General features: G+C 63.0%; 23 protein-coding genes. 10 read left to right on the plus strand and 13 right to left on the minus strand.

The genetic code is table 11. The annotated features are described in order from the left end of the window. The first annotated feature begins 3 nt into the window (after positions 1-3). Both HB676_RS14550 and HB676_RS14555 read left to right on the plus strand, forming a co-directional pair. Positions 4-3,738: a tetratricopeptide repeat protein gene (locus tag HB676_RS14550; RefSeq protein WP_213738501.1), complete on the plus strand. Its 3,735-nt coding sequence runs from the start codon at positions 4-6 to the stop codon at positions 3,736-3,738. 75 nt (positions 3,739-3,813) lie between these two features. Further along, positions 3,814-4,050: a hypothetical protein gene (locus HB676_RS14555; protein ID WP_213738502.1), complete on the plus strand. Its 237-nt coding sequence runs from the start codon at positions 3,814-3,816 to the stop codon at positions 4,048-4,050. Positions 4,051-4,054: 4 nt separating this feature from the next. Here the strand turns inward: HB676_RS14555 and HB676_RS14560 are convergent, their stop codons facing one another. The 11 genes from HB676_RS14560 to HB676_RS14610 form a co-directional block, all read right to left on the minus strand. Beyond that, complete coding sequence (locus HB676_RS14560; RefSeq protein WP_213738503.1) at positions 4,055-4,801, minus strand: ABC transporter permease subunit; 747 nt, start codon at positions 4,799-4,801, stop codon at positions 4,055-4,057. Continuing rightward, the gene (locus tag HB676_RS14565; protein WP_213738504.1) at positions 4,801-5,550 is read right to left on the minus strand and encodes an ABC transporter permease; all 750 of its coding nucleotides are present in this window, start codon (positions 5,548-5,550) and stop codon (positions 4,801-4,803) included. The genes HB676_RS14560 and HB676_RS14565 overlap by 1 nt, the downstream gene beginning before the upstream one ends. Before the next feature lies 1 nt (position 5,551). Next, positions 5,552-6,355, minus strand: coding sequence for an ABC transporter ATP-binding protein (locus HB676_RS14570; RefSeq protein ID WP_346347339.1), 804 nt, complete (start codon positions 6,353-6,355; stop codon positions 5,552-5,554). Further along, on the minus strand, positions 6,355-7,344 hold the full coding sequence (locus HB676_RS14575; protein WP_213738505.1) for an ABC transporter substrate-binding protein: 990 nt from the start codon (positions 7,342-7,344) through the stop codon (positions 6,355-6,357). Before HB676_RS14575 ends, HB676_RS14570 begins: the two co-directional genes overlap by 1 nt. A 188-nt stretch (positions 7,345-7,532) precedes the next feature. Then, the gene (locus HB676_RS14580) at positions 7,533-9,512 is read right to left on the minus strand and encodes an autotransporter domain-containing protein (protein WP_213738506.1); all 1,980 of its coding nucleotides are present in this window, start codon (positions 9,510-9,512) and stop codon (positions 7,533-7,535) included. A gap of 14 nt (positions 9,513-9,526) precedes the next feature. Continuing rightward, on the minus strand, positions 9,527-10,540 hold the full coding sequence (locus HB676_RS14585; RefSeq protein ID WP_213738507.1) for an ABC transporter substrate-binding protein: 1,014 nt from the start codon (positions 10,538-10,540) through the stop codon (positions 9,527-9,529). Positions 10,541-10,641: 101 nt separating this feature from the next. Beyond that, positions 10,642-11,709, minus strand: a complete 1,068-nt coding sequence (locus HB676_RS14590; protein WP_213738508.1) for a maleylacetate reductase — start codon at positions 11,707-11,709, stop codon at positions 10,642-10,644. 49 nt (positions 11,710-11,758) lie between these two features. Then, the gene (locus HB676_RS14595) at positions 11,759-12,736 is read right to left on the minus strand and encodes a tripartite tricarboxylate transporter substrate binding protein (protein ID WP_213738509.1); all 978 of its coding nucleotides are present in this window, start codon (positions 12,734-12,736) and stop codon (positions 11,759-11,761) included. Between the two features lie 18 nt (positions 12,737-12,754). Further along, entirely contained in the window at positions 12,755-14,347 is a 1,593-nt protein-coding gene (locus HB676_RS14600; RefSeq protein WP_213738510.1) for a GMC family oxidoreductase, read from the minus strand. Positions 14,348-14,352: 5 nt separating this feature from the next. After that, positions 14,353-14,922 carry a gluconate 2-dehydrogenase subunit 3 family protein gene (locus HB676_RS14605; RefSeq protein ID WP_213738511.1) on the minus strand — a complete coding sequence of 190 codons (570 nt, stop codon included), beginning with the start codon at positions 14,920-14,922 and terminating at the stop codon, positions 14,353-14,355. A gap of 289 nt (positions 14,923-15,211) precedes the next feature. Beyond that, positions 15,212-15,877, minus strand: coding sequence for a hypothetical protein (locus HB676_RS14610; protein ID WP_249780243.1), 666 nt, complete (start codon positions 15,875-15,877; stop codon positions 15,212-15,214). Between the two features lie 177 nt (positions 15,878-16,054). Between HB676_RS14610 and HB676_RS14615 the strand changes: the two genes are divergently transcribed. Further along, complete coding sequence (locus tag HB676_RS14615; protein ID WP_213738512.1) at positions 16,055-16,945, plus strand: LysR family transcriptional regulator; 891 nt, start codon at positions 16,055-16,057, stop codon at positions 16,943-16,945. Positions 16,946-16,997: 52 nt separating this feature from the next. Here the strand turns inward: HB676_RS14615 and fliP are convergent, their stop codons facing one another. Together fliP and HB676_RS14625 are read right to left on the minus strand one after the other, a co-directional pair. Further along, the gene (gene fliP, locus HB676_RS14620) at positions 16,998-17,756 is read right to left on the minus strand and encodes a flagellar type III secretion system pore protein FliP (protein WP_213738513.1); all 759 of its coding nucleotides are present in this window, start codon (positions 17,754-17,756) and stop codon (positions 16,998-17,000) included. After that, complete coding sequence (locus tag HB676_RS14625; RefSeq protein ID WP_213738514.1) at positions 17,753-18,775, minus strand: flagellar biosynthetic protein FliO; 1,023 nt, start codon at positions 18,773-18,775, stop codon at positions 17,753-17,755. Before HB676_RS14625 ends, fliP begins: the two co-directional genes overlap by 4 nt. Before the next feature lie 396 nt (positions 18,776-19,171). Here HB676_RS14625 and flgB point away from each other — a divergent pair, with 396 nt between their 5' ends. The 7 genes from flgB to HB676_RS14660 all read left to right on the plus strand — a co-directional run bounded on the left by flgB (position 19,172) and on the right by HB676_RS14660 (position 25,450). Beyond that, entirely contained in the window at positions 19,172-19,579 is a 408-nt protein-coding gene (gene flgB / locus HB676_RS14630; protein WP_213738515.1) for a flagellar basal body rod protein FlgB, read from the plus strand. Positions 19,580-19,630: 51 nt separating this feature from the next. Then, positions 19,631-20,056 (plus strand): flagellar basal body rod protein FlgC, encoded by a 426-nt coding sequence (flgC, locus tag HB676_RS14635; RefSeq protein WP_213738516.1) that lies wholly within the window; start codon positions 19,631-19,633, stop codon positions 20,054-20,056. 16 nt (positions 20,057-20,072) lie between these two features. After that, positions 20,073-20,390: a flagellar hook-basal body complex protein FliE gene (gene fliE / locus HB676_RS14640; RefSeq protein ID WP_213738517.1), complete on the plus strand. Its 318-nt coding sequence runs from the start codon at positions 20,073-20,075 to the stop codon at positions 20,388-20,390. 142 nt (positions 20,391-20,532) lie between these two features. Then, positions 20,533-20,796: a flagellar biosynthesis protein FliQ gene (gene fliQ / locus HB676_RS14645; protein ID WP_079571707.1), complete on the plus strand. Its 264-nt coding sequence runs from the start codon at positions 20,533-20,535 to the stop codon at positions 20,794-20,796. A gap of 17 nt (positions 20,797-20,813) precedes the next feature. Further along, complete coding sequence (gene fliR, locus HB676_RS14650) at positions 20,814-21,584, plus strand: flagellar biosynthetic protein FliR (RefSeq protein ID WP_213738518.1); 771 nt, start codon at positions 20,814-20,816, stop codon at positions 21,582-21,584. A gap of 13 nt (positions 21,585-21,597) precedes the next feature. Then, a complete protein-coding gene (gene flhB / locus HB676_RS14655) occupies positions 21,598-22,674 on the plus strand; it encodes a flagellar biosynthesis protein FlhB (protein ID WP_213738519.1) in 1,077 nt (358 codons plus the stop codon). A gap of 196 nt (positions 22,675-22,870) precedes the next feature. Then, entirely contained in the window at positions 22,871-25,450 is a 2,580-nt protein-coding gene (locus tag HB676_RS14660) for a PAS domain-containing protein (RefSeq protein ID WP_213738520.1), read from the plus strand. The last annotated feature ends 98 nt before the right edge of the window (positions 25,451-25,548 follow it).

Raw genomic sequence — 25,548 nt, forward strand, 5'->3', positions numbered from 1 at the left:
GGAATGGCGCGAAGGGCTGCCGCTGGATCTGGGTCACTGGGCCGTGTATGCGCGCGGACGATCCAGCGTGGCCTCAAGGCGGCGTGCTGGCTGCTTTTGATCGCGCTGATATTGCCCGGCGCCGGCCGCGCCGAACCGGTCAAGGGCGAGGCGACATTTTCCGCCGGTGGCGGTTTTGCCCGGCTGGTGCTCAAGCTGGCCGATGATGTCGAGACCGAAGTGGTCACGGCCGGTTCGATCATCGTGATCCGCTTCAAGCGACCGGTCGATATCTCCATCGACCAGTTGTCCGATGCGGTGCCCGATTATGTCGGATCGGCGCGGCGCGATCCCGATGGCATGGCGATCCGGCTGTCATTGTCGCGCCGGGCCACCGTCAACACCATGACGGCGGGCGAGCGGATATTCGTCGACTTCCTGCCGGACTCCTGGAAAGGGCCGCCGCCCGGCCTTCCGCCGGAAGTGGTGCGCGAGCTGGCCGAGCGCGCACGCGCCGCGGAACGCGAATTGCGCCAGCAGCGCGCCGTCGTCGAAGCCAAGAAGCGTCCGCCGACGCGGGTCCGCGCCTCGGTGCAGCCGACTTTCGTTCGTTTCATTTTTGAGGTGCCTGACGGCGTCGGGGTTTCCTCGGTGCTGAACGAGCAGAAACTCAAGCTGATGTTCAACGCCGTGCTGGTGTTCGATCTGGCGGACGCCAAGCTCGCCGCACCTTCGAACATCGCGTCGATCAATCAGCGCACCGAAGGCGAAACCTCCCTGGTGGAAGTGACGCTGATCGGTGACGTCGACGTTCACTCGTTCCGCGAGGACAAGAACTACATTATCGATGTGGCGTTCCAGCAAGCCGACAAGGCCTCGCCGCTGGCGGATGCCTCGCACGCTCCGGCCGCCGCGCCGGCTGCGGGCGAGAAGCCTGCAGTGGCGGCTCCGGCCTCGCGCCATGCCAATGAGCTGACGCCGCCGACCTCGGAGGTGATCGCCAAACAAGCCAATATCGAGATCAAGCCCGATCAGCCGCCGGCTACGTCCGAAACGCCCTCCGAAACTGCCAAGGAAGCTTCCAAGGAAACGATCAAGGAAGTTCCGTTGGAGCCGCTGAAGGAAGCGCCCAAAGAAGCGATGAAGGAAATGCCGGCTGTTGTCGCCGAGGCCGCGAAGCCGGAGTCGGCGGTAAAGGAGATGCCGGAGCCCGCGCCGAAAATGGCCGCTGCCGAAGCGCCGCGCGAGGCCAAGCCGCAAGAATCCAAAGTGCCTGAAGCCAAAGCGCCCGAAGCTAAATCCACGGGCAGCGCGGCCAACGTCAGCGCCCGGCGTGACAGCGAAGGGCTGCATTTGACCTTTGGATTTACGACCATCACGCCGGCCGCGCTGTTCCGTCGCGCCGATGCGGTTTGGCTGTTGTTCGATACCAATAAGCCTGTTGATGTCGAGCCGATCCGCAGCAATGGCGGCGCGCTGATTGCCGAAGTCACCCCGATGCCGCTGGACAAGGGGCAGGCGGTTCGCATCCGGCTCAACCGCCCTCAAATGCCGTCGCTGACCGGCGACGATCAGGCCGGCGGCTCGAACTGGGTCGTCACCTTTGCCGACACGATGCAGACGCCGACGCAGCAATTGGTCGCGACGCGCAACGTCACCGATCCCGCCAAGGCCAGCGTCACCATCCCGATCTCGCGGCCCGGTCTGCTGTACCGGTTTGCCGATCCGGATGCCGGCGACGCCCTGATGGTGGTCACGGCGACGCCGCCGGTCCGCGGCTTCATCAAGCGGCAGGACTTCGTCGACATGTCGCTGCTGGAATCGATCCATGGTGTGGCGATTCGTCCGAATTCCGACGATGTCACCGCCGAGATCGCCACCGACAAGATCATTCTCAGCAGGCCCGGCGGATTGACGCTGTCGTCGTCCAATAATGGCGGGGAGCGCGCCCCGACCTTGGCCCGGCCGATCTTCGACGACGGCGAGTGGCACAAGAACCAGGAAGGCATTTTCAACACGCGCCTGGACGCGTTGATCCAGGCCTCGGCGGAGGCCGATCCCGAGCAGCGCGCGCTGCCCCGGATCAATCTCGCCCGCTTCTATCTGGCGCGTGAGATGTATCCGGAAGCCAAGGCCATTCTCGATCTCGCCTTGGTCGATGCCAAACCGGGTGCCGAGGACCCGGTGGTTCTGATCACGCATGCGGTGGCTGCCATCCTGATGGGGCGTTCTGAACTCGGGCTGAAGGATCTCGCCAATCCGGCGATCGGAACCAATTACGATTCGCAGCTCTGGAAGGCGCTGGCCTACACCCGCACCGGAAAGTGGGTCGAAGCGCGCGAGAAATTCAAGAACGTCGAATTCGCCATCAACTCGCTGCCGATCGAATTGCAGCGCATCGTGATCTTCGACGCGTTGCGGGCCACGCTTGAGGTCAAGGATTATTCCGGCGCCGACAAACGCGCCAACGAGTTGCAGATCATCGGTCCGCCGACCGGGACCAAGCCGGCTTTCGCGGTGATGCGGGGCCGCATCGCCGAAGCGCTCGGGCGCGACAAGGATGCGCTGGACGAATACCAGAAGGCGGTCGACTCCGACGATCGTCCCGCGGCGGCGGAAGCCACGCTGCTTGAAATTGCCCTGAAGCAGAAGCGCGACGAAATCAGCACGGCCGATGCGCTGGCCCAGCTCGAGACACAGGCGATCACGTGGCGCGGCGACGGGCTCGAGGTGCAGACGCTGGGGATGCTGGGGCATCTCTATGCCGAAGCCGGGCGCTATGCCGATACGTTTGCGGCGGTGCGGACCGCGACCCGGCTGCAGCCCAATTCGGAAATCTCGCGGCGCGGCCAGGACGAAGCGTCGGCACTGTTTGCGCAGCTCTTTCTCAGCCAGAAGGGCGACGACCTGCCGCCGATCGACGCGCTCGGGATGTTCTATGACTATCGCGAGTTGACCCCGATCGGGCGGCGCGGCGACGAGATGATCCGCCGGCTCGCCGATCGCCTGGTGGCGGTCGATCTGCTCGATCAGGCCAGCGAACTCCTGCAATACCAGGTCGACAAGCGGCTGGAGGGGGCGGCGCGGGCGCAGGTCGCAGCACGCCTCGCGATGGTCTACCTGACCAATCGCAAGCCGGACCGCGCCATCGCAGCGCTTCGCTCCACCCGAATCGCCGATCTCTCGGGCGAATTGCGCACGCAGCGGCTGTTGCTGGAAGCGCGCGCGCAGAGCGATGTCGGGCGGCACGATCTGGCGCTCGATATCATTTCGAACATCAGCGGCCGCGAAGCGATTAGGCTGCGCTCCGATATCTACTGGGCGTCGCGGCATTGGCGCGAGGCGTCCGAACAGATCGAATTGTATTACGCCGATCGCTGGCGCGACTTCAAACCGCTGAACCCGACAGAGAAGGGCGATGTGATCCGCGCGGTGGTCGGGTACGCGCTGGCCGAGGACGCGATCGGGCTGGCGCGCTTTCGCGAAAAATATGCGCCGCTGATGAGCGGCGATATCGACCGCGCCGCGTTCGAGACCGCAAGCAAGCCGGCCTCGTCCACCAGCGCCGAATTCGCCCAGATCGCCAAGATGGCGGCCAGCGTCGATACGCTCGACGGCTTCCTGCGCGAAATGCGCATGCGCTTCCCGGACGCGACCGCGCGCGCGATATTACCGCCGGGAACCCAGAAGGCCGACCCGTTCCCGACCGGCTCGTTGCCCGGGATCGTTGGAATTAAACAGGTCAGCAAGGCGAAGTAGGGCGTCCTGCTCTCGACAGTGGCTCCCTGAATCGGCAACCTTCCTCCAACCAAACGTGGACAGGAATCCGCCCGCATGAGCAAGCCCGTCAAGACCGAAGCGGAACTGGTTGATATGGCCAGGGCTGAACTGAAAGCCCACGCCGATTGTCCGGATGGTATCGTAATTTCGGTGTTGCGCACGGGCGAGAGCTGGGAGTTCCGCACCGAAGCGGATGCTGCGACGGTTGCAAAACCCGGCTATCCCGAATGCGTCGCGCTGATCGTCCAGATCGGCGATCACCTCGGCAAGCAGTTCGACGTGAAGGGGTGACGCCCTAGCCGCCCGGCTGGCGCAACCGGCGGTCCTGCTTGAGCAACAGCGTGTTTACCGTTGCGGCCACCAGCACCAACAGCAGCGTCACCGACATGATCACCTGGATGTTCTGCAGGCCGATCGCGGTCATCAAGAGATAGCCGAGGCCGCTCTGCGAGCCGAACATCTCGCCCAGAATGGTGCCGATCAGCGTGAGGGAGAAGCCGATGCGGATGCCGGAGAAAATATCCGGCAACGCCGCCGGCAGCAGCACCGAGCGGATGAGATCCCAGCGCGTCAGACGCATCGCCGCCGCGGCCCGGAAAAAGATTGGCGGCACGTTGCTGCAGGCCGCGAGCGTGAAGATCGCGACCGGCACCACGCCATGGATCGCGCCGAAGGCAATCTTGGCCGGCATGCCGATCCCGAAGATCAGGAGCACGATGGGATAGAGCGCGATTTTTGGAATCGAATTGCTGGCAAGCAAAAACGGTTCGAACACCTCTGCCGTCATGCGGTTGATTCCGAGCGCGAGGCCGATCGCCAATCCGGCCACGATCGAAATCGCCAGTGCGACGATAAAGGCCGTCCCGGTCTCGGCGATATGGCCCCAGAACCGCGCGGTCTGCAGCAATCGGGCGAGATAGAGAATGGTCTCAAGCGGCGGTAGCAGCGCGTTGCGGCCGACCAGCCAGAACAAAATTTGCCAGAGCGCCAGCAGCATGATTACCAGAAACAGCGACGGATTGGCCTCGATGGTCCGGCGCATCAGACGCGCCCCCGCCGTGCCTGTAATGCGCGGTCCCAGCGGTCGAGACTCATATTGACGGTCACCGAGATCAACAGAATGAGCAGGATCAGCGGATACATCACGTTGTTGTCGAGATTGTCGTAGGCAAAGCGGATCTCGTAACCGAGCCCGGTCGAGGACATGATGAACTCGGCGCCGATGACGCCGATAAACGCATAGGCGATCGCGAGTTTGACGCCAGTGAACAGATAGGGCGCGGCATAGGGCAGCGTAACGCGGCGGATGGTTTCCACGGGGCCAAGCTGGAATACGCGGGGGGTCTTGGCCAAAACCGGCGGCAAGCTGTCGAGCCCCGATAGCGTCGAGACGATCATCGACACCACCGCGAGCATGAAGCCGATCAGCACCTGTGGTGCGTCGCCAAGGCCGAATACGATCAGAAACAGCGGATAGAACGCATAGATCGGAATGGCGTAATAAGTGGCGAACAGCGGCTCCAGCAGCGTGCGCAGCAGGCGGGCGCGATGCAGCGCCGCCCCGGCCGCGATCCCCACCACGACGGAAAGACCAAACGCCAGCGCGACATTGGTGAGCGTCTTCACAATCGCCGCGTTGAACGTCCCATTCTCGATCATCGCCCACAGCCCAAGCACGATCCGGCTCGGCGCCGGCAGCGTCAGCGGCTTGATGATTTGATTGCGGCAGAGAATTTCCAGCAGCGCCAAAGGCAACACCACCGCCAGCAGCCTGTAGAGGACGATGCGCACGCTAGACGCTCCCAGGCGCCAGCGCCTGCATCGACTGCGCGCGCAGCAGCGTCCATAGTCTGGCGGTGATCTGGCCGAATTCCGGCGCGGAGACGATCTGGCTGTCGCGCTCGCGTGGCCAGCCGGTTTCGATCACCTCCAGTATGCGTCCGGGCCGCGCCGACATTACCGCGACCCGATCGGCCAGCATGGCGGCTTCGTCAAGCGCGTGGGTGATCAACAGCACCGTCGCGCCGGTGGCGCGCCAGATCCGCAACAACTCGTCGCCCATCAACAGACGGGTCTGCTGGTCGAGCGCGCCGAACGGCTCGTCCAACAAAATCAGCCGCGGCTGCATTACCAGCGTGCGCGCGATGCAGACGCGCTGGCGCATGCCGCCGGAGAGTTGCGACGGATAGGCTTGCGCGAAATCCTGTAAGCCCATCAATTGCAGCGCGTATTGCAAACGCTTTTCGATCTCGGCCTTGTCGAGCGGCTGGCGTCGTAGCCCGAAGGTGATGTTGTCGGCGACGTTGAGCCAGGGAAAACTGGCATTCTCCTGGAACACCACACCGACGCCATTCGGCACGGTGTTGCCGATCGGCTGTCCTTCGAACGTGACTTCGCCGGAAGAGGGTGGCGCGAGAGCTGCGATGACATCGAGCAAGGTCGACTTGCCGCAGCCGGAGGGGCCGACCACGGCAAAGAACTCGCCGCGGCGCAGGTCGATATCGATCGGTCCCAACGCGTGGGTACGGCCGAGTTTGGACTCATAGACCCTGTTGACGCCGCGCAGCGAGACGTGAATCGGAATTGGAGTATCCACTAGTAGTCTTTCTGCAGATCGTCGGCGAGAAAGCGGCGGTCGATCATCTTCCCCCAGTCCGGCGTGCCTGTGTAAGCGCCGACATGACGCTGCGCTGCGATCATCGCGTCCATGCCCTTGATGTCGAAGCGTCCGACGCCCCAATAGGGGATCGCGCCCGGCGCCGTGGCCGTGAGGTTGTGCACCGCCTGGCGGCCGATGGCGGGGTCGAGATCGTACACCTTGGCAACGATATCGCCGGCTTCGTCGGGGTGAGCGTACATGAATTCGACCGCCTTGCGCCGCGCGCGCAGCACCGCGCGCAGGAAATCGCCATGCTCGGCGACCGCCTTGCCGGTGGCGACGCCGATCACATTGCACAGCGGCGGCAGCGCGTCGGCGGCGCGAACCACCGTGCGCAGCTTGGCGCTGTTCTTCGACCACACCGGATCGGCCAGCGTGGCGACATCGATCGCGCCGAGATCGAGCGCCACTACTTGTTCGCCGAAGCCACCGACCTTGGTCGGCGCGAAATCGGCCGGAGTCAGGCCTGCGGTCTGCGCCAGCAGCACGTTGAGCGCCTGGCTGGTCGAGCGCGGATTGGTGTAGCCGACCTTGCGTCCCTTGAAATCCTGCAGGCTCTTGATCGGCGAATCCGGTTTCACCGCCCAGACGAATTCGCCGACGGTGAGCACGTTGTCGCTGATGATGCGCAGATCATTGCCCTGCTCGATCGCGGCGACAGTGCCGGCGAGATCGGCCTCGCCATAATCGAGATTGCCGCCGAGCAGGTTGCGCAGCGTGGTGCCGCCGCCATTGGAGGAGAGGATGCCGGAGACGTCAGCGCCCTCCTGTTTGAAGAAGCCCTTCTCCATCGCAACCGCATACGGCATGCCGTTGGCGGCGATACCGTAATTGCTCACCACAAGCTGCTCGGCCCTAGCCGCATTGATGAATGTCAGGCCGGCAAGTGCGGCCGCCAGCATCAGGCTCCGTGGCATTGTTGCCATCGTTCGCTTCTCCCTTATCGGCCCTTTGGGCCTTATTTTTTTAGCCGCGCATGTTCGCGCTCGCGCCAATATTGCACGCTTTTTGTTGCAGGTATTCTGTCTATCCGCCGGGGAACTGCAAGGGCCGCTTTCGGCTTCGGAGCCGATGCGGGCCAGATATCAGACGGGCGAGGCGACGCGCCTGGCCATCAATTCTTGTGGACCATCTCTGCCGGCGCTTGCGCAAAAGCGTAATTCAATCCGACCAGGCCGCTGAAAACGGTCGCGTGATTTTGGCCGAGCTGCGCGGTCAAGGACGTGAGGCCGCTCCAGGCCGGGGTGAGGGTGACTTGCGTCCCCACGGTCGCGGTGGCCCAGTCTCGTCCCAGCACGACCGCCGGCAGCGAATAGCTTGGCGCGGCGATCGTGGTCAGCGACGCCGTCACCATGCGGTCGAGTGGATCGAATTCGTGATCCCACACGATCTGCGCAAACGGATGCCATCTGCCCCAATCGAGCCGCGCCTGATAGCCCAGCACGCCCACTTCGGAATTGCGGACCTGGCTGCCGAACGACAGGCTGGTGAAGCTGCCGCTTTCGGTGAAGCCGCCAATTCGCGCCTGCTGCAGGATGAAGCCGGCGACCGGGCCGTGCGTTACGATGCCGGTGTGGAAATCGTAGCCAATTTCGCCGGCGAGCGAGAGATCGTCGCCGGTGGTCGATCCGTTGTTCTGCTGAACGGTGATGCCGATCGGCACGAGACGGTTGGTGCTGTAGCCGAGCCAACTGGCGGTACCGACGAGATCGCCCCACCAATTGGCGTTGCGGTACGCCGTGTAGAGGCTGAGCGCGACGGCATCCTGTTTGTAACCGCCGCCGAGCGAGAACGATGGATTGACGTAGCCAGCCGTGATCGCCGCGCCCGCGAGCCAACCGTTCTGCCACTTGTAGTCGATGCCCAGGCTGCCCGCGAGCGGCAGACCGGGATCGCCGGGAAAGCCCGCCGAGCTGTTGTCGAGTTTAAGATATGACAGCTCGCCATTGACCCACACGTTCCAGCCGGAGCGGCGCTGGCGTTGGGTGAGATCGATCTGCTGCTGGATGCCGCCGATGGTCTGGAACGTGGTCTGCAGCGCGGTTTCCGCAAGGAACGATATCTGGCTCGGTGCGACCAGCAGATTGTAGAAATAATCCGCCTCGATCAACTGGCCGGCTTCGGTGAGATGAACGCCGTCCATGAACAAATAGGTTTGCGTGGCGTCCGCCGATTGCAGATAGCCGTGCGTTGCGCTTGGCGTCGTGGTCGGCGCGCAGGTCACGCCGTAGCCCGAGGTTTGTCCGGACCCGATCGCGGGTAGGCAGGCATAGGCGCTGGGGCCGGTGGCATGCGGATCATGCGTGATGCCGAATGCAAGAGGGTTTTGCTCCACCGCGGTAAAGACCGAGTTGGTATCCGCGAAGATAAACCTGACACCCGCCGCCGTCAGATCGCTCGTGGTCGCCGACAGGATGGTATGTGCGTAAGACTGCGTGGCGGCATTGTCGGAAGGGCCCGGATAATAATTGCTGGTGATGATGGTGCGCGCGCCGGCGGCCTGCAGGCTGGCTACGGCGTTGCTCAGGGCTTGCGCTTCACCGAGCAGGTAAGTGACCGCCATCGGAGAATTCGCGCCGTATGTCGAGAACGCCGCTGCGGCATCGTTGGCGCCGCTGGCCAACAGATAGATCGCGTTGGGATTGGCGCGGCCGTTCACCGAAGCGAGGTAATTGCCGATCTGGGTCGCCGTGCCCGGCAGCAACGGATTTGGGTATTGGTTGCCGGTGGACGTGGCGAACATATAGCCCTGCGGAACGAGATTATCGACGGAGTTGCCGATCGCGTAGTTCGTGCCACCGGGCATGCCAGCGGAATTGGCCGACAGCCCGAAGAAACCGGCGAGCAGTTGCGCGTTGCCAAGGCCCGGCCCGGTCGGATGGGCGTTGCCGCCGGCCGCGAGCGAAGCCGCAATTGACGCATCCATGCCGGACAAGCCAGTCGCATGCGGGCCGCTGGCAGCACCGGTGTACCAGCCGGTGTCAAGCGTGCTGTCGCCAAAGCCGATCACCTGGTTGAAATTCTGCGCCCGTGCCGATGGCGTCAGGCTGAGAAACGCCGCGCCGGCCAGGCAAATGTGTTTCAACCTCAGCATGCAACGCAATCCGGCTACTCAATCACCCTGTCCGCGGTCGACAACAGCGATGCAGGGACGGTGATCCCGAGCGCATTCGCGGTCTTCATGTTGATGATGAGTTCATACATGGTCGGCATCTGCACGGGAAGATCTCCGGGACGCGCCCCCTTTAAAATGCGATCGACGTAACCCGCGGCCTGACGGAATTGCTCGGGGAGGTTGCTGCCATAGGACATCAGGCCACCCGACGATGGAAATATCGGGAATGGATAGATCGCCGGAATCCGGTACTTCGCCGCGGAGGTGACGATCAAATTGCGCTGTTGCAGCAGATAGGCGTCCGCCAGGATAATCACGGCCGTGGTCTGATCTTCGCCAAACTTTTTTTCTGCAAACTTCGCAAATGCGCGATCGATATCCGCTTCATTTTCGACCGGCGCATCCACAAGCTCGACGGCATAGTTCTTGGCCGCCTGGTCCGTGGCCTCTTCCGAGACAATCCACTCGCGCTTGCCGCCGGCGTAGACGTTGCTGTGCATCAATGCGACGGATCGTGTGCGCGGCGCGACCTCCTTCAACAGGCCGATCATCTTGCCGATGGTGGTCGGCTCGACATTGGCGAAACCGGTGATGTTACCGCCGGGATGCGCCAGCGAAGCTATGAAATGAGCGCCGAGCGGATTGTTGACGCCGATAAACACGATCGGAATGGTCGAGGTTTCGCGCCGGATCGCCTCAACCCCTGGACTGGTGCCGGTAAGGATGACATCAGGTCCAAGCGCTACGATCTCCTTAGCCTGCGCCTCCAGCGCCTTGGCCCGGTCGGCCACATCGCCGGCGATATAACGGCGTTCGATCTGGATGGTTTTGCCGTCAGTCCATCCGAGCTTCGCCAGCGCATCGAAGAATGGCATTCCCAGCGGCGGGTTGGTGGGAGGCGAGGGGATCAGCCAGCCCAGCAGCGGCAGCTTCGCCCGAGATTGCGCATGCGCGCCGCCAAGGCCAAGCGATACGGCGCACCCGATGACAAAATCCCGCCGCTTCATGATGGCTCCAGACCCCTGAAGCGGCATCGTAACCGAAGAGATAGCCGCCGAAAATGCCTGCTGCGGACTTTAACGCAGCCGTGCCGGGCGCGCGGTGGCTTCTACGGCCGCCGGCCAAAGAACGCGTTATCGAGCAGTCCGCGGATTTTCGCCTGCGTCGTCGGCTCGGGATTATAATAGGGCGCTTCCATCACCAGCGATGCGGCGCGATCGAGGTCTTCCTGTTTCATGCCGATTTGCTGCAGCGAGACCGGCGCGCCCAATTGCTTCATCAGATCGAAAATGCCCTGTGCGGCATTCGAAGTGCCTTCCGATATCTTCATGGCGCGCTCGATCCGCGCCATCGCCTCCGGCGCTGCCGCATAGTTGTAGGCGACAGCATGCGGCAAGATCACCGTGTGGGTCTCGGCATGCGGCAGATTCCAGGTGCCGCCAAGCACATGGCAGAGCTTGTGGTGCAGGGCCATGCTGCTGCTGCCGAGCACCGCCCCGCACAGCCACGCGCCATAGAGGCAATCGCTGCGGCCGCCGGGATCGCGGGAGTTCTTCGCGATTTCAGGCATTCCCTGCGCCAGCGCGCGGATTCCCTCTTCGGCCATCAAAGTGGTGATCGGGTTCGCGTTCTCCGCGTACAGACCCTCGACCGCATGGGCGATGGCATTAAAACCGCTGGCGATCGACGTCGCGACTGGCAGACCCGTGGTCAGTTGCGGATCGTAGATCACGGTCCTCGGCAGCACGCGCCGGTCGCGTCCGGTCCTTTTCAATCCAGCTTCGGTCAGCCCGTAGATCGAGGTCATTTCCGAACCGGAATAGGTGGTCGGGATCGCCAATACCGGCAGACCTGATTCCAGCGCGATTGCCTTGCCCAGTCCAACCGTCGAGCCGCCGCCGGCCGCGACGATGCAATCGGCACCGAGACGCATTGCCTCGTCATGCGCCTTGCGTGCGACCTCGATCGGAACGTGCATCACGGCATGCGGGTAGATGCCGACGCTGCGCGCGCCGAGGCGCTGCGAGATATCGTTCGCCAGCTCCTGTCGCCCCGGCGTCGACAACACCAGCGCACGATTGGCGCCGAGCTGTTCGATTTCGCGCGGCAGATGTTCGATGGCGTTTTCCCCGAACACCACGCGCGACGGCATCGCTTCATAGACAAAGGATTTCATGCTGGACTCCACGCGCGGTATTTCCGCGCGACACACTTTATCAGAATGCTTAGGGCTTGTTGATGCCGGCGTCGCGAATGATCTTGCCCCACTTCTCACTCTCGCGGTCGATGAACTGGCCGAACTCCGGCCCCGGCAGGAAGTTCACATCGAGGCCCTGCACGGCCAGCTTCTCCTTGATAACAGGATCGGAAAGCGCCGCACGGATTTCGGATTGCATCTGACTGACGATGGGATCGGGCGTGGCGGCCGGCGCCATGAAGCCGTACCAGCCGAGCGAGACGACATCGGTGCCTTGCTCGCGCAATGTTTTCGCGTCCGGATAGACCGAGCTGCGCTGGTCCGAGAAACATCCGAGCACCCGCAGCGCGCCGGATTTGATGTGCGGCAAGGCTGCGGGCAGGGCGGTGGTAGTCGCGTCGACGCGCCCGGCCAGAAGTTCGATATAGCACGGCGCATCGCCGCCGAATTGAACGGCGACGCCCTTGATCCCGGCGGTTCTGATCAGCAGCTCTGCCGCCAGATGCGGCTGGGAGCCGGGCGTGGGTGTCGCGAAGGTGACGCCGTCGGGTTTTGATTTGGCGTAAGCGATGAATTCCTGCAGGGTTTTGTAAGGCGCGTTGGCGTTGACGATCAGAAACAGCGGAACGATCATCGCCATCGCGATGGGGCGCAAATCCCTGTGCGGATCGTAGCTGAGCTTGCCGAACATGGCTTCGGCCGTTTCATACGGTGCGGCAGCATACAGGAACGTGTATCCGTCCGGCTCGGCGCGCGCCACCGTCTGGTTGGCGATCGTAGATCCCGCGCCGGGCTTGTTCTCGACAAAGAATTTCTTGCCGAGTTTGCCTTCGAAGTATTCCGCCAGCAGGCGCAGCGAAATATCGCTGGAGCCGCCGACGGCATAGGTCGAGATCATGCGCACCGGGCGGGCAGGCCATGTTTCGGCTGACCACGCGGCAGTGGCCCGGCCGAGCGTCATGGCTGCCGCGAACCCGCCGAACACATCCCTGCGCGTGATCTTCATGATTTCCAGCGGATCGTCCTACTGTGCAATCGATCCCCAGTTCGAGACCAGATTTTCCGAAGCCCGCAGCGACAGCGCGAACACCGTGTAGGTCGGATTGGAAGCGCCGCAGGTCGGGAAAATGCCGGGGCCGGCGACATAGAGGTTCGGCACCTCGTGGGTCTGGCCGAAGCTGTTGACCACGGAATTATCAGCACCGGTGCCCATGATGGTGCCGCCCATCAGATGGATGGCCGGCATCGCGGTGCGCACCTGCCAGACATCCTTGGCGTCGGTCGCGCGACCGATCTTCATGCCCTCTTCGAGATTGGCATTCCAAAGCGCCGCTTCGTTTTCGTCGTAATTGTGGGTGATGCGCGCGAGCGGCATCCCGAACTCGTCCTTCTGGCTGACCAGTTCGACCCGGTTCTCGATCTTCGGCTGCTCCTCGCACGCCGCGGTGTAACGCGCGAAGCCCCTGGAGCCGCGCTTCATGAACGCGGCGAGCTCGGCGCCGAACAGATCGGGCCGGGCGTTGTGAAGGCCGGTCAGGCCGCTCGCCTTGGTGGCGCCGCCGCAGACCAGCAGCGTGGATCCGAACGCGCCCTTGTGGGCGGTCTTCGCATAACGCTCATACGACATGTACTGGCCGCCGATGGTGCCTTTGGCGGGCTCGAGGTCCTCGTCGAACAGCGCATTCGTCACCGCAGTGAAATGCGTCATGATGAACTTTCCGACCAGCCCGCTGGCATTGCCGAGGCCGTTGGGATGCTTGTCGGTGGCGGAATTGAGCAAGAGCCGCGGGTTCTGCGCCGCCCATGAGGCACAGATGACGACGCTGGCCGGCTGTATATGTTTTTGGCCGTCGCGGTCGAAATACTCGACACCTGTGGCCTTCTTGCCTGTGGGATCGGTGAGCACGCGCGTGACCGTACTCCATGCCCGCACCTCGGCGCCGGCCTTGCGGGCTTCACCCAGATACGTCACCAGCGGATTGGCGAGCGCGCCGATGGGGCAGCCGACATGGCACCAGCCGTCATAGATGCAGGCGGGCCGGTCCTTGAAGTCGGTCGAGTTCATCGCAACCGCTGCCGGCGCCATGCGAATGTTGTTGGCGGCAAAACCCTTTAGCCAGACCTCTCCGTTCCTGAAGGTCTTCATCGGCGGCATCGGATACGGCCGCCCGCCGGGCCGCCACAATTCTTCCGCCTTGGCATCGCCAGAGATTCCGATGTCGTGCGCGACCTTGTCGTACCAGGGCGCAACGTCTTCATAAGCGATCGGCCAGTCATGGGCGCGGTTATGCTCGCTCTTGATGCGGAAATCATTCGGCAACAGACGCGGGACGTTGGCGAACCAGTGCAGCGCCGCGCCGCCCACACCCCAGCCGCCGTGATACCCGATCGGAGCGACCTGTTTGCCCTCGAGAATAAAAGGCGGTCCGGCGGGTTTGATGCGGCGGCCCCACGTATCAGATGAGATCAGGTCGGTCGCTTCCCAGTCAGGGCCGTTGTCGAGCAGCACGACCTTCTTGCCGGCCTTGGCGAGCACGGCAGCGAATGTCGAGCCGGACGCGCCGGCGCCCGCGATCACGACATCGATTTTTTCGTGGACGTTTTCTTGCGTAGCCATTTTTATTACCACCTCTTTTCGGGTGCGATATGCGCCATATAGGGGACGCCGAGACTCTCGTAGCCTTCCATGGTGCCGTAGACGACATCGACGGCGTCGCTGCGCAGCACGAAATAGACCAGCCCGGCCGGCGGACCCTGCCAGCCTTCGATCTTGTTCTGACGGAGCGCATCGATGAAATCATGCTGCTCGGTCGCCGAAAGTGCCGCGAAACGCTTGCCGCTGCGGGCCGTGCTCGCTTTGTCGATGCCGCCGATCGCGGCGCGATAGAAATTGATGTAGGGCGGCTTGACGTTGACGATGCGGGCTTCGAGCAGCGCCTCGCCGGGTGTCACGGAGACCTGCTGGTCGATGAAATGCGCGACACCGGCCGCGCGCGCGCCGGGCAACAACGTCTCGCCCAGCGCTTCGATCGTCTCGGCCTCATCGCCACTGAGCAGGCGGAACGGCACCGCGCGGGCGCGCGCCTCTCCCGGCGTCATCAGTATCTCGGCACCGGCCACCGTAAAGGCCAGCATGCCCATGCCGGCCCCCTTGAGGAAGACGCGCCGTTCCAAGGCGTTCAATTTGTCCATGCGTTTCTCCCCAACGTAAGCGGTCGCCAACAGCGCCGTTTGAAATGATTCTAAGGGGAATGAACGATAAAGAGCGCGATGAATCAAGCGCACGCCTTCGTGATCGCGAAAGCGGCTGGCATGGCCGGTTCGGCCGGGGTTACTGCTGAAAAACAGGGCTGCTGGCGGTCGTACCGATTTCAGTCGTCATTGCGAGCGCAGCGAAGCAATCCATCGCGCCGTGTAAAGAAAAGAAAGGATGGATTGCTTCGCTGCGCTCGCAATGACGGCAGAACACAATCCCCGGTACTTATTTCCGCATCAGCGGAATCTGCAGATTGGTGGGGCGGTTCTGCTCGGTATCGAAACCGCGGCCGTCGATATTGCGCGCGCCCCAGAACAACAGATCGCCTCTGAGGTAGACGAGGTCGTATTCCATGAAGTTGGTCCCTTCCTTGAGACCGAACGGCAGGAACGTCTTTCCGAATATGCTCTGGGGCGCGTTGACCGCCCAGGGCGCGTATCCAACCGAGGCGACTTTGTTGAGCAGGTCGGCAAATCCCTGCACCAGGGGAGTGACCTCGTAGGTTTCGTCCGCCAGGAAATCGACCTTCTGCGCGCCCGGCGCGATCGGATGGGCGCCTTGCCATTGCATGTGTCCGCCGATCCTGATCCGCACCAATGGCACAGCACCGTAGGGATCGGCGAAGTTGACGACATCGAGCTCGAACCGGTCGGATGGCAAATATCTGAAGGTGCGTTTGAGATAGAATGGCTTGAGCGAGCCGTCCGGGTTTTTGCTCGGCCGGATCTCCGGCGCGATGCTCTCCCAGTTTCCGAGCAGCGCCTGCTTGATATCAGCGATGTCTTCCATAACGGTCGCCTTTGGTTGATTGCCGGATGACTGCTCCGCGGCTCCGGCTGGTCCGATCAGCGCCAGCAGCAACACCAGCGATGCTCGGATGCCGTTGCTCATGCGCGCGCTCCAATGGGGCCGGCGCGGCCTTTGCCAAGCCGCACGGACCAAACCCGCGATGCGTTCTGCCTGTCAGGCAGTCCCTCGCATGCACTGCATTTTGATATAGAGAGCGCTGGTCCCGCTGAAAAAGACTTTGTAAGCTGGGCCCATGCCTGCGGGATATGGGAGATTACGATGGAGTTACGGCATCTCCGCTACTTCGTCGCGGTGGCCGATGCGGGCAGTTTGACTGTTGCCGCCGAGCAAAAGCTCCACACCTCCCAGCCGTCGCTGAGCCGGCAGATCCGGGATCTCGAACGCGAAGTCGGCGTCGCCCTGATCAGCCGCAGCACTCACGGCATCGAACTGACGTCGGCCGGCAAGGCTTTTCTGGACCATGCACGGATGTCGCTGCTGGAAGCGGACGCGGCCAAGGAAGCCGCATTGCGCGCCGCGCAGCCGGCGAAACCGACATTTGCCCTGGGGTTCATCTCGGGAGCTGAAATCGGGCTGTTGCCCGAGGTGCATCGCATCCTGCACGACGAGTTTCCCGGCATCGACATCCGGCTGTCGAGTGATTATTCCCCCGTGCTGGCCAAGGCCCTGATGCGGCGCAAACTCGATGCGGCTTTCATGCGGCCCGAAGAGAACATGGGCGATCTGGCCTCCAGGCGCGTGCGGACCGACCCGCTGATTTTTGTGTTTCCGAGCGACCATCGCCTCGCCTCGCACGAGGCGATCGCGCCGGAAGCGATCGTAAACGAGACTTTCTATTTTCCGTCCAAGTCCGCCCCCGCGGTGCGCCGCGCGGTTCTGGAGTATTTCAACCGGGCCGGTATCGACCTCAAGCCGGATCATGAAGTGCACAATGTCGTTCACGCGATCTCGATGATCACATCGACGCGCGGGGTCATGCTGCTGCCGGCTTACACCAAACGTTATCTGCCGGAATCGATCACGACACGTCCGGTAAAGGGTGAAGTACCCACGCTCGATCTGATCCTCGCCTACCACAAGGCGAACAAATCGCCGGTGTTGAAGCTGCTGCTTTCCAGTGTCGGCAAGCTCGTTGGAGCGCCATCGTAGCCGCACTATGGATTGCTTTGCTTTGCTCGCAATGACGAACAAATCCTCGCCGCTACCCGCTGCCGCCATAGCTTTGCACGAGACTGCCGGCGACCAGCGACCAGCCGTCGACCAGTACGAAGAAGATCAGCTTGAACGGCAGCGACACCACTACCGGCGGCAGCATCATCATGCCCATCGACATCAGGATCGACGCGACCACGAGGTCGATGATCAGGAACGGCAGGAACAACAGGAAGCCGATCTCGAAGGCGCGTTTCAATTCGGAAATCATGAAGGCCGGGATCAGAATCCGCAGCGACATGTCGGCGGGGGTCGCCGGTGGCGGTTCGCCCGACAGATCCATGAACAGCTTGAGGTCTTTCTCGCGCACGTTCTTCTGCATGAAGCCGCGCAACGGCACGGAAGCACGCTGCAGCGCGTCCTCGACGCTGATCTGGTTGGCGATCAGGGGCTTGATGCCGTCGTCATATGATTTCTGCAGCACCGGGCCCATCACGAATGCGGTCAGAAACACCGCCAGCGCGATGATGACGGTGTTCGGCGGCGCGGTCGCGGTGCCGAGCGCGGTGCGCAGCAGCGAGAGCACGACGACGATGCGGGTGAACGACGTCATCATGATCAGGATCGATGGCGCGACCGAGAGCACCGTCAACAGCGCGATCAACTGGATCGCGCGCTCGGTGACGCCGCCATTGCCCTGGCCGAGATTGATGCTGATATCCTGCGCAAACGCAGGTCCCGCCAGCGAACCGGCGGCGATCAGAACGGCAAAAAATAAAACTCTACGCGGGAGGGTCGACGGCCTCACGAAGGCGTCTTGGGACGACCGAGCAGTGATGCCATTTCGTCTTCCAGATTCTCAAAGCCGCTCTTTCCCGCAGGTGCGGGCACCGGCGGCGGCATCGGTTCGACGCCACGCGCTGCGCTGCGGCCGGGCGGCGGTTCGGGAGCGACCGGCGGCGCGCCGATACGCGGTTCGGAATCGCCGGAGGGCCGGCGAAGTGCGGCTTCCAGGCGTTGCGCCATCTCGGCGAGATTCTGATCCGCCGACGACATGGCCGGGGCCGGAGCGGGGGCCGGGATCGGGGGCGGCGCTGGAGGGGGCGGCGGCGGTGCAACGGCGCGTTCCGGCGTGCGGATCGGGGGCGGCTTTGGCGCTTCGCTCTGACGCGTCGGGCGCGGCAGCATCGGTTCGGTACGCGACGGCATCACGCCGCGCGACGGCGGCGGCTCGGGGCGCGGTTCGGGCCTTAGTTCGGCCCTGGGTTCCGGGCGCGATTCCTGGCGGCTGCCGATCGGCTCCGGCGAGAATCCGGCCAACGGATCGCTGCGTTCGCTGCGCCGCTCCGATATGGCCGGCGTTGCCGGACGGCGGATTTCGTCGGCGAAAGAAGGACGGGACGGGCGGGGCGGCGGCTCGGGCATTTGCGGTTCGGGAAGCTCGAAGGCCTCGGCGCGCGGGCCGTCGTCGCCCCAATTGCCGGCATCCGGCAGCGGCGCGATCCGGGGCTGCGGCTCGACGCCGCCGACCGCCGGCCGTGACGGTAGCTGATCCCGTCCGGGCATCGCACGCACGATATTGGGCTCGACCACGATGTCGGTCGGACCGCCGATCATCAGGAGGTGTTCGATATTGTCACGCCGCACCAGCACCAGCCGGCGGCGGCCATCCACCGCGGCGGCGTCGATCACGGCGAGCCGCGGCATCCGGCCCCGGTTGGTATTCGCGCCCAGCCGGTTCCCCGCGAATCGACGCACCAGCCAGGCGGCAAGGCCGATCAGCGCCAGAACCGCCACGAATGCGAAGAAAAATGTCAGTGCCTGCATGCTTTGTCCCCGGCAAACGGCGTTTTCTTCAAGAGTCTGTTTGCTTCAAGTCTACGCGTCGAAGGTGGATCGAAACGAGCGCCCGGTGGCATACCAGATGGCGAACGAAGCCTCGATCCGGCCCTAAACGTTAATTCCCCGCGGCAGAAACTGCCGCCCCATATCCTAATAACCTATGAATCGTCTGAGCCAAAACGACTTCTCGCAATCCCGACGCCTTTGATTTCATTGGTTAACGCAGCATTCGTGGCGAAAATGTGCACGGTGCCGGGCGAATCGGCATTGCAGCGGGACATTGTTCAGTGCGGCAATTTTAACCCGCTGTTAACCATACACACGGCAAATTCTGCCCACCTCCTGCGGCGTCGTGCCGTCAGGCGAGGGGAGAGCGGCGCGATGGCTATCAACGATCTTCCGATGCTGGCGGCGCTGCGCACCAAGATGCAGTGGCATCAGGAGCGCCAGCGGGTACTCGCGGAAAACGTTTCCAACTCCGATACGCCGAATTTCAAGCCGCGCGACCTGGTCGCACCGAAATTCGATGTCACCGGCGCCAGTCCCACGGGATCGATCGGGCCGCTGGCGATGGCGCGCACCAGTACCGGTCATATGGTGATGGCCGGGGCCGATCCGACCTTCGATCAGAACAACAGGGTCGGTTTCGAGACCAGGCCCGCCGGCAATGCCGTCAACCTGGAAGACGAGATGCTCAAGGTCTCGGCCAACCAGATGGACTACGCGGCGGTGAGCTCGCTCTACAGCAAGAGTCTTCACCTGCTGAAGACCGCGATCGGCAAGGCCTGACGCATGATCCGGACCGCCAAGGAAACTGCAAAGAGATAAGGGAGCGGCAGCATGGCAACCGACGCAAACGATTTCGCCCGCTCGATGGGCATCGCGACCTCGGGTCTGCGCGCGCAGTCCGGACGGATGCGGGTGATCTCCGAAAACATCGCCAATTCGAGTTCCACCGCGGCAACCGCCGGCGGCGATCCCTACCGCCGCAAGGTGCCGACGTTTTCTTCCGCGCTCGACCGCACGCTGGATGCCCAGGTCGTCACGCTGGGCAAAATAAGACCCGACCAGACCGCGTTCAACGTCAAATACGAGCCGAGCAACCCGGCCGCGGACGCCTCCGGCAACGTCAAATATCCCAACGTCAATCCGCTGATCGAAATGACCGACATGCGCGAAGCGCAGCGGTCTTACGAGGCGAATCTCAACATCATCAGCGCGACGCGCCGGATGATCCAACGCACGCTCGACATTCTCAAGAGCTGAACAGGAAAACTGAGTCATGGCTTCTCCGTCAGTCGCTGCAAACGCCTACGCCGCACTCTCCCGCATCATGGACAGCAACGGCGCCGCCACCGGCAAGGGCGCCGAAGTCGGCGGCGGGCAATCCTTCAGCGCGGTGCTCAAGGACGCGATCGGCAGCGTGCTCGACACCGGGCGCAAATCCGACCAGCAGACCGTCGCGATGGCATCGGGCAAGGCCAATGTGATGGACGTCGTGACCGCGGTGGCGGAAACCGACGTCGCCGTCTCGACGCTGGTGTCGGTGCGCGACAAGGTCATCCAGTCCTACGAAGACATCATGAAGATGGCGATCTGAGTTTTTCAACCGCCGTCATTCCGGGATGGGCCGAAGGACCAGACCTGGAGAATCTCGAGATTCTCAGATGTGCAATTGCACATCATAGTTCGATGCTTCGCATCGCCCCGGAATGACAAGTTGACAAAATGGAACACATGTAATGACCGGTGCTGAAACTCTCGACGTGGCGCGCGATGCGATCTGGACCATCGTGGTGGTGTCGTCACCGCTGATGGTCGTCGGCCTGGTGGTCGGCGTCGTGGTGTCGCTGTTCCAGGCGCTCACCCAGATCCAGGAACAGACGCTGGTGTTCGTGCCGAAGATCCTGGCGATCTTTGTGACATTATTGCTGGCGCTGCCGTTCATGGCGGATGCGCTGCACAGCCACATGATGCGGATATCGTCGCGAATCATAGGCGGTTGAGGCACTATGCGTCGATCATGCGCATCGATATCTCACTGCTGCCTGCGCTCGCCGCCGCTTTCATGCTGGTGTTCGCCCGCGTCGCTGCCATGGTGATGGTGTTGCCGGCGCTGGGTCAGTCCAATATTCCGGTTCGCATCAAGATCGCGATCGCGGTGCTGCTGACGTTGATCATCCTGCCGCTGCACCGTACCGCCTACACCATCGACATGAGTTCGATGACGCCGCTGGTGGTTTCGATGCTGCATGAGATCATCATCGGCGTCGTGCTCGGCGCCACCGCGCAGGTCGCGATGTCGGCGCTGCAGGTCGCGGGATCGGTGATCGCCCAGCAGCTCGGGCTTGGATTTGTCACCGCGGTCGATCCGACCCAGGGCCAGCAGGGCGTGGTGATCGGAAACTTCCTCACGATGCTCGGCGTGACGCTGCTGTTTGCCACCGACAGCCACCATCTGATCATTGCCGCGCTCAACGACAGCTACACGATTTTCTCGCCGGGCGATCTGGTGCCGAGCGGGGACGTCGCCGAACTCGCCACCCGCGCCTTTGCCGCGGCGTTCAAGATCGGCATGCAATTGTCGGCGCCGTTTCTGGTGTTCGGCCTCGTCTTCAATATCGGCCTTGGCGTGCTGGCGCGGCTGATGCCGCAGATGCAGGTCTATTTCGTCGGCGTGCCGCTTTCGATTCTCACCGGCTTTCTGATCTTTGCAGCCGTGCTCGCCGCGATGATGGGAACATTCCTCGATTATTTCGTCAGCGTCATGCACGACCTGATACCGCTCAACTGAAAGCCCCCAAGCGATGGCGGAAGAAGACGAAGGCGCAGAACGCACAGAGGACCCCACACAAAAACGTCTGGATGATGCCCTCGAACGCGGCGATGTCGCCAAAAGCCAGGAGGTCAATACCTGGTTCATGATCGCCGGCGCGACGCTGATATTGTCGTCGTTCTCCGGTTCGATCGGCAGCATCCAGATGCCGCTGCGCAATCTGATCGCCAATTCGTGGATGATCCACGCCGACGGAAACAGCCTGCTCGAACTGGCAAAGACCCTCGCCTATATACTGTTGGGGGCGCTCGGCGTGCCGCTGTTGTTGCTGGCGCTGGCGGCGATCGCCGGCAATATGCTGCAGCACCGTCTGGTGTGGTCGGGCGAATCCCTCAAGCCCTCATTCAGCAAGATCTCGCCGGCGTCCGGCGCCAAGCGGATCTTCGGCAAGCAGGCGGCGGCGAACTTCGGCAAGGGCCTGTTCAAGCTGTTCGCGCTGGGCGCCGTGATGACGATGATCCTGTGGCCGGAACGGCTTCGGCTGGAGTCGATGCTGCATTTCGATCCGAACATGATTTTCGGCGTGATCACCGGCCTGACGCTGCATCTGATGGGCGCCGTGGTGGCGATGCTCGCGGTGGTCGCGATCGCGGATTATTTCTTCCAGTACCGGCAGTGGTACAACCGGCAGAAGATGTCGCTGCAGGAGATGAAGGAAGAATTCAAGCAGTCCGAAGGCGACCCGCACATCAAGGGCCGGATCCGGCAATTGCGGCATGCGCGGATGAAGAAGCGCATGATGGCCGCTGTTCCCAAGGCCTCCGTGATCATCACCAACCCGACGCACTATTCGGTCGCGTTGTCCTATCAGCGCGGCATGGCGGCGCCGATCTGCGTGGCCAAGGGCGTCGATCGGATCGCGTTGAAGATCAGGGAGATCGCGGGCGAGCACGACATTCCCATTGTCGAGAACGTGCCGCTGGCGCGCGCGCTGTACGCCACCGTGGAGATCGACCAGGAGATTCCGGTAGAGCACTATCATGCGGTCGCCGAAATCATCGGCTACGTGATGGGTCTCAAGCGCGGGTTTTCGGGCCGGCGGGCGTGATGCAAGCAATCATTAGCCAGGGAACGGTCGGGCTTAAGGCGCCGGAAATGCGCGCAACCAGCGAAATAACAGCGTGATGGACTTGCATTGGCGGGTCCGATTCAGGCACTCAGGAGCAGAGCGTGCGAAACACACGACAAATCCAGCGCGTGCGAAGCACGCATCACCTTCAAGCCGACAGGCCACGTCCCCTGGCATGACCGCCGAACCTGACCACGATCTGTTACCGGAACCGCTGCCCGCCCATGAGCCGGCGCGGCGCAGCGGCAGCATCGTGCTGGTGTTGCTGGTGGCGGGCGGGATCGTCGCGGCCGCGGTGGCGCTGATGACCATCGGCCGGGCGCAGGCCCAGCCTTATATCCTCGGCCTGCTGGCACTGCTGGCGACGGTCGGGCTGTTCAATCTGTTCGCCTATGCGGCAGGGATCATCCGCTTCGCCGATCGCTCCACCGACGATCCTGTCATCCGTCGCATCGCCGATCTGGCTTATGATGGCCTCGCGGTCACCGATCCCGGCGGCCATGTGGTCTATTTCAACGCCGCCTATCTGGCGCTTACGGGGGCGACGACCGCGCTCGACGTGCGCCCGGTGGAACGGGTCTTCATCGGCAATCCCGATGTCTCCGAGGCGGTGTTTCGGCTGCTCAAGGCGGCGCGCGAAGGCAAGCGGCAGCAGGAAGAAGTCCGCATTGCCGGTCAGGACGGCAATCACGGCCGCTGGCTGCGGATGCGGGTACGGCCGCTCGGCCAAAGCAAGCGCGAGGCCAGATACGCGGTGTGGTCGATTGCCGACATCACCCGCGACCGCGAGCGGCAGGAAGACGTGTTCCAGGAGTTGCAGCACGCGATCGAATATCTCGATCACGCGCCATGCGGCTTCTTCTCGGTCAATGCCGCCGGTGACATCGTCTATATCAATGCGACGCTGGCGAACTGGCTGGACCATGATCTGGCGGAAATCGGTTCGGGCGGCCTGAAGCTGGCCGATATCGTGTCCGGCGACGGCGCATCGCTGCTGACGTCGATTCCGCCGGTGCCGGGCGAGGTCAAGACCGAAGTATTCGACATCGACCTGCGAATGCGCGGCGGCAAGACCGTGCCGGTGCGGCTCTATCACAAGCTCGCCTTCGGCGCCGACGGCGTGCCTGGCGCATCGCGCACGCTGGTGATCAGCCGGGCGCGGGACGAGCGGGCCGATCCGCAGCGCGCCGCCGAAGTACGCTTCATGCGCTTCTTCGACCATACCCCGATGGCGATCGCGACCGTCGATCGCGGCGGTGCGGTGGTCCGCGCCAATGCGCGCTTCGCCAAACTGGCGCAAGGCCTCACGGCCGATGGCGCCGCCAGCAAATCGATCTTCCGCACCGTCAATGCGCGCGACCGCAGCCTCCTGATCGCGGCGATCAACCAGGCGGCCGAAGGGCAGGGCGATATCCCGCCGGTCGAGGCCATGCTTGACGGACCCAAGGAGCGCTGGGGGCAGTTCTTCGTCACCACCGTCGAGGAAGACGAACGCGAGACCGAAGCCGCCATCGTCTACATGCTGGAGACCACCGAGCGGCGAACGCTCGAGAACCAGATCAACCAGTCGCAGAAGATGGACATGGTCGGCCAGCTCGCCGGCGGCATCGCCCATGACTTCAACAACGTGCTCTCCGCCATCATGATGGCGAATGATTTCCTGCTGAACGCGCACAAGCCGACCGATCCGTCGTTCCAGGACATCATGCAGATCAAGCAGAACGCGACCCGCGCCGCGACGCTGGTGCGACAGCTCCTGGCATTCTCGCGCCGCCAGACGCTGCGGCCGCAGGTGCTCGATCTCGGCGACGCATTGTCCGACCTCACCATGTTGTTGCGCCGGTTGATCGGCGAGAAGGTCAAGCTCGACCTCGTGCATGGCCGCGATCTCTGGCCGGTCAAGGTCGACGTCTCGCAGTTCGAACAGGTGATCGTCAATCTGGCCGTCAACGCCCGCGATGCGATGCCCGAGGGCGGCAAGCTGACGGTGCGGACCGGCAATGTATCGTCGGAAGAAGCCGCCGGGCTGTCCTACAAGGGAATGCCGGCGGCGGATTATGTGCGGATCGATGTCGCCGACACCGGCACCGGGATTCCCGCCGAGATCGTCGACAAGATCTTCGAGCCGTTCTTCTCGACCAAGGAAGTCGGCAAGGGGACGGGTCTCGGCCTGTCGACGGTGTACGGCATCGTCAAGCAGACCGGCGGTTTCGTCTATGTCGACTCCGAAGCCGGCAAGGGCACTTCGTTTCATATCTTCCTGCCGCGGCATCACGCCGAGAAGGAAGCTGCACCTGACATCGCCGCTGCTAATGGCGCGGCCACGAATGGCGTCGCCAAAGAGCCGCCGCCGGCGGAGGTGAAACCGCGCACCGATTTGACCGGGCAGGGCACCATCCTGCTGGTCGAGGACGAGGACGGCCTGCGCTCGCTCAATGCGCGCGGTCTTCGCTCACGCGGCTACAGCGTCATCGAGGCGGCGAACGGGCTCGAGGCGATGGAAGCGCTGGAAGAAAAGAACGGCGCGGTCGATCTTGTGGTGTCCGACGTGGTGATGCCGGAAATGGACGGCCCGACGCTGCTCAAGAACATGCGCGGCCGCAATCCCGATCTTAAAATCATCTTCGTGTCGGGTTATGCCGAAGACGCGTTCGAAAAGAGCCTGCCGGAGAACCAGCAATTCGCCTTCCTGCCGAAACCTTTCACGCTGAGCCAACTGGTCGCCGCAGTGAAGGAAACCATGGCGCCATCGTGATGGCCGCCTTGATCGACCCTTGCGGTGACGGGCGCAATACAGCAATACAATGAGCGTCCTTGCCGCATCCCCGCGACCGAGCGCCGCAGCCGATATCC

The sequence above is a fragment of the Bradyrhizobium sp. dw_411 genome (assembly GCF_018449695.1).
Lineage (GTDB): Bacteria > Pseudomonadota > Alphaproteobacteria > Rhizobiales > Xanthobacteraceae > Bradyrhizobium.

What these genes read in the sequence shown, in the direction of transcription:
- HB676_RS14605 (WP_213738511.1), bottom strand. Translation starts at nt 14,922, where the DNA reads ATGGACAAATTGAACGCCTTGGAACGGCGCGTCTTCCTCAAGGGGGCC.
- HB676_RS14660 (WP_213738520.1), top strand. Translation starts at nt 22,871, where the DNA reads ATGACCGCCGAACCTGACCACGATCTGTTACCGGAACCGCTGCCCGCC.
- HB676_RS14555 (WP_213738502.1), top strand. Translation starts at nt 3,814, where the DNA reads ATGAGCAAGCCCGTCAAGACCGAAGCGGAACTGGTTGATATGGCCAGG.
- flgC (WP_213738516.1), top strand. Translation starts at nt 19,631, where the DNA reads ATGGCAACCGACGCAAACGATTTCGCCCGCTCGATGGGCATCGCGACC.
- fliQ (WP_079571707.1), top strand. Translation starts at nt 20,533, where the DNA reads ATGACCGGTGCTGAAACTCTCGACGTGGCGCGCGATGCGATCTGGACC.
- HB676_RS14580 (WP_213738506.1), bottom strand. Translation starts at nt 9,512, where the DNA reads ATGCTGAGGTTGAAACACATTTGCCTGGCCGGCGCGGCGTTTCTCAGC.
- flhB (WP_213738519.1), top strand. Translation starts at nt 21,598, where the DNA reads ATGGCGGAAGAAGACGAAGGCGCAGAACGCACAGAGGACCCCACACAA.
- HB676_RS14585 (WP_213738507.1), bottom strand. Translation starts at nt 10,540, where the DNA reads ATGAAGCGGCGGGATTTTGTCATCGGGTGCGCCGTATCGCTTGGCCTT.
- HB676_RS14560 (WP_213738503.1), bottom strand. Translation starts at nt 4,801, where the DNA reads ATGCGCCGGACCATCGAGGCCAATCCGTCGCTGTTTCTGGTAATCATG.
- HB676_RS14600 (WP_213738510.1), bottom strand. Translation starts at nt 14,347, where the DNA reads ATGGCTACGCAAGAAAACGTCCACGAAAAAATCGATGTCGTGATCGCG.
- fliR (WP_213738518.1), top strand. Translation starts at nt 20,814, where the DNA reads ATGCGCATCGATATCTCACTGCTGCCTGCGCTCGCCGCCGCTTTCATG.
- HB676_RS14595 (WP_213738509.1), bottom strand. Translation starts at nt 12,736, where the DNA reads ATGAAGATCACGCGCAGGGATGTGTTCGGCGGGTTCGCGGCAGCCATG.
- HB676_RS14610 (WP_249780243.1), bottom strand. Translation starts at nt 15,877, where the DNA reads ATGAGCAACGGCATCCGAGCATCGCTGGTGTTGCTGCTGGCGCTGATC.
- HB676_RS14625 (WP_213738514.1), bottom strand. Translation starts at nt 18,775, where the DNA reads ATGCAGGCACTGACATTTTTCTTCGCATTCGTGGCGGTTCTGGCGCTG.
- HB676_RS14590 (WP_213738508.1), bottom strand. Translation starts at nt 11,709, where the DNA reads ATGAAATCCTTTGTCTATGAAGCGATGCCGTCGCGCGTGGTGTTCGGG.
- flgB (WP_213738515.1), top strand. Translation starts at nt 19,172, where the DNA reads ATGGCTATCAACGATCTTCCGATGCTGGCGGCGCTGCGCACCAAGATG.
- fliE (WP_213738517.1), top strand. Translation starts at nt 20,073, where the DNA reads ATGGCTTCTCCGTCAGTCGCTGCAAACGCCTACGCCGCACTCTCCCGC.
- HB676_RS14575 (WP_213738505.1), bottom strand. Translation starts at nt 7,344, where the DNA reads ATGGCAACAATGCCACGGAGCCTGATGCTGGCGGCCGCACTTGCCGGC.
- HB676_RS14550 (WP_213738501.1), top strand. Translation starts at nt 4, where the DNA reads ATGGCGCGAAGGGCTGCCGCTGGATCTGGGTCACTGGGCCGTGTATGC.
- HB676_RS14615 (WP_213738512.1), top strand. Translation starts at nt 16,055, where the DNA reads ATGGAGTTACGGCATCTCCGCTACTTCGTCGCGGTGGCCGATGCGGGC.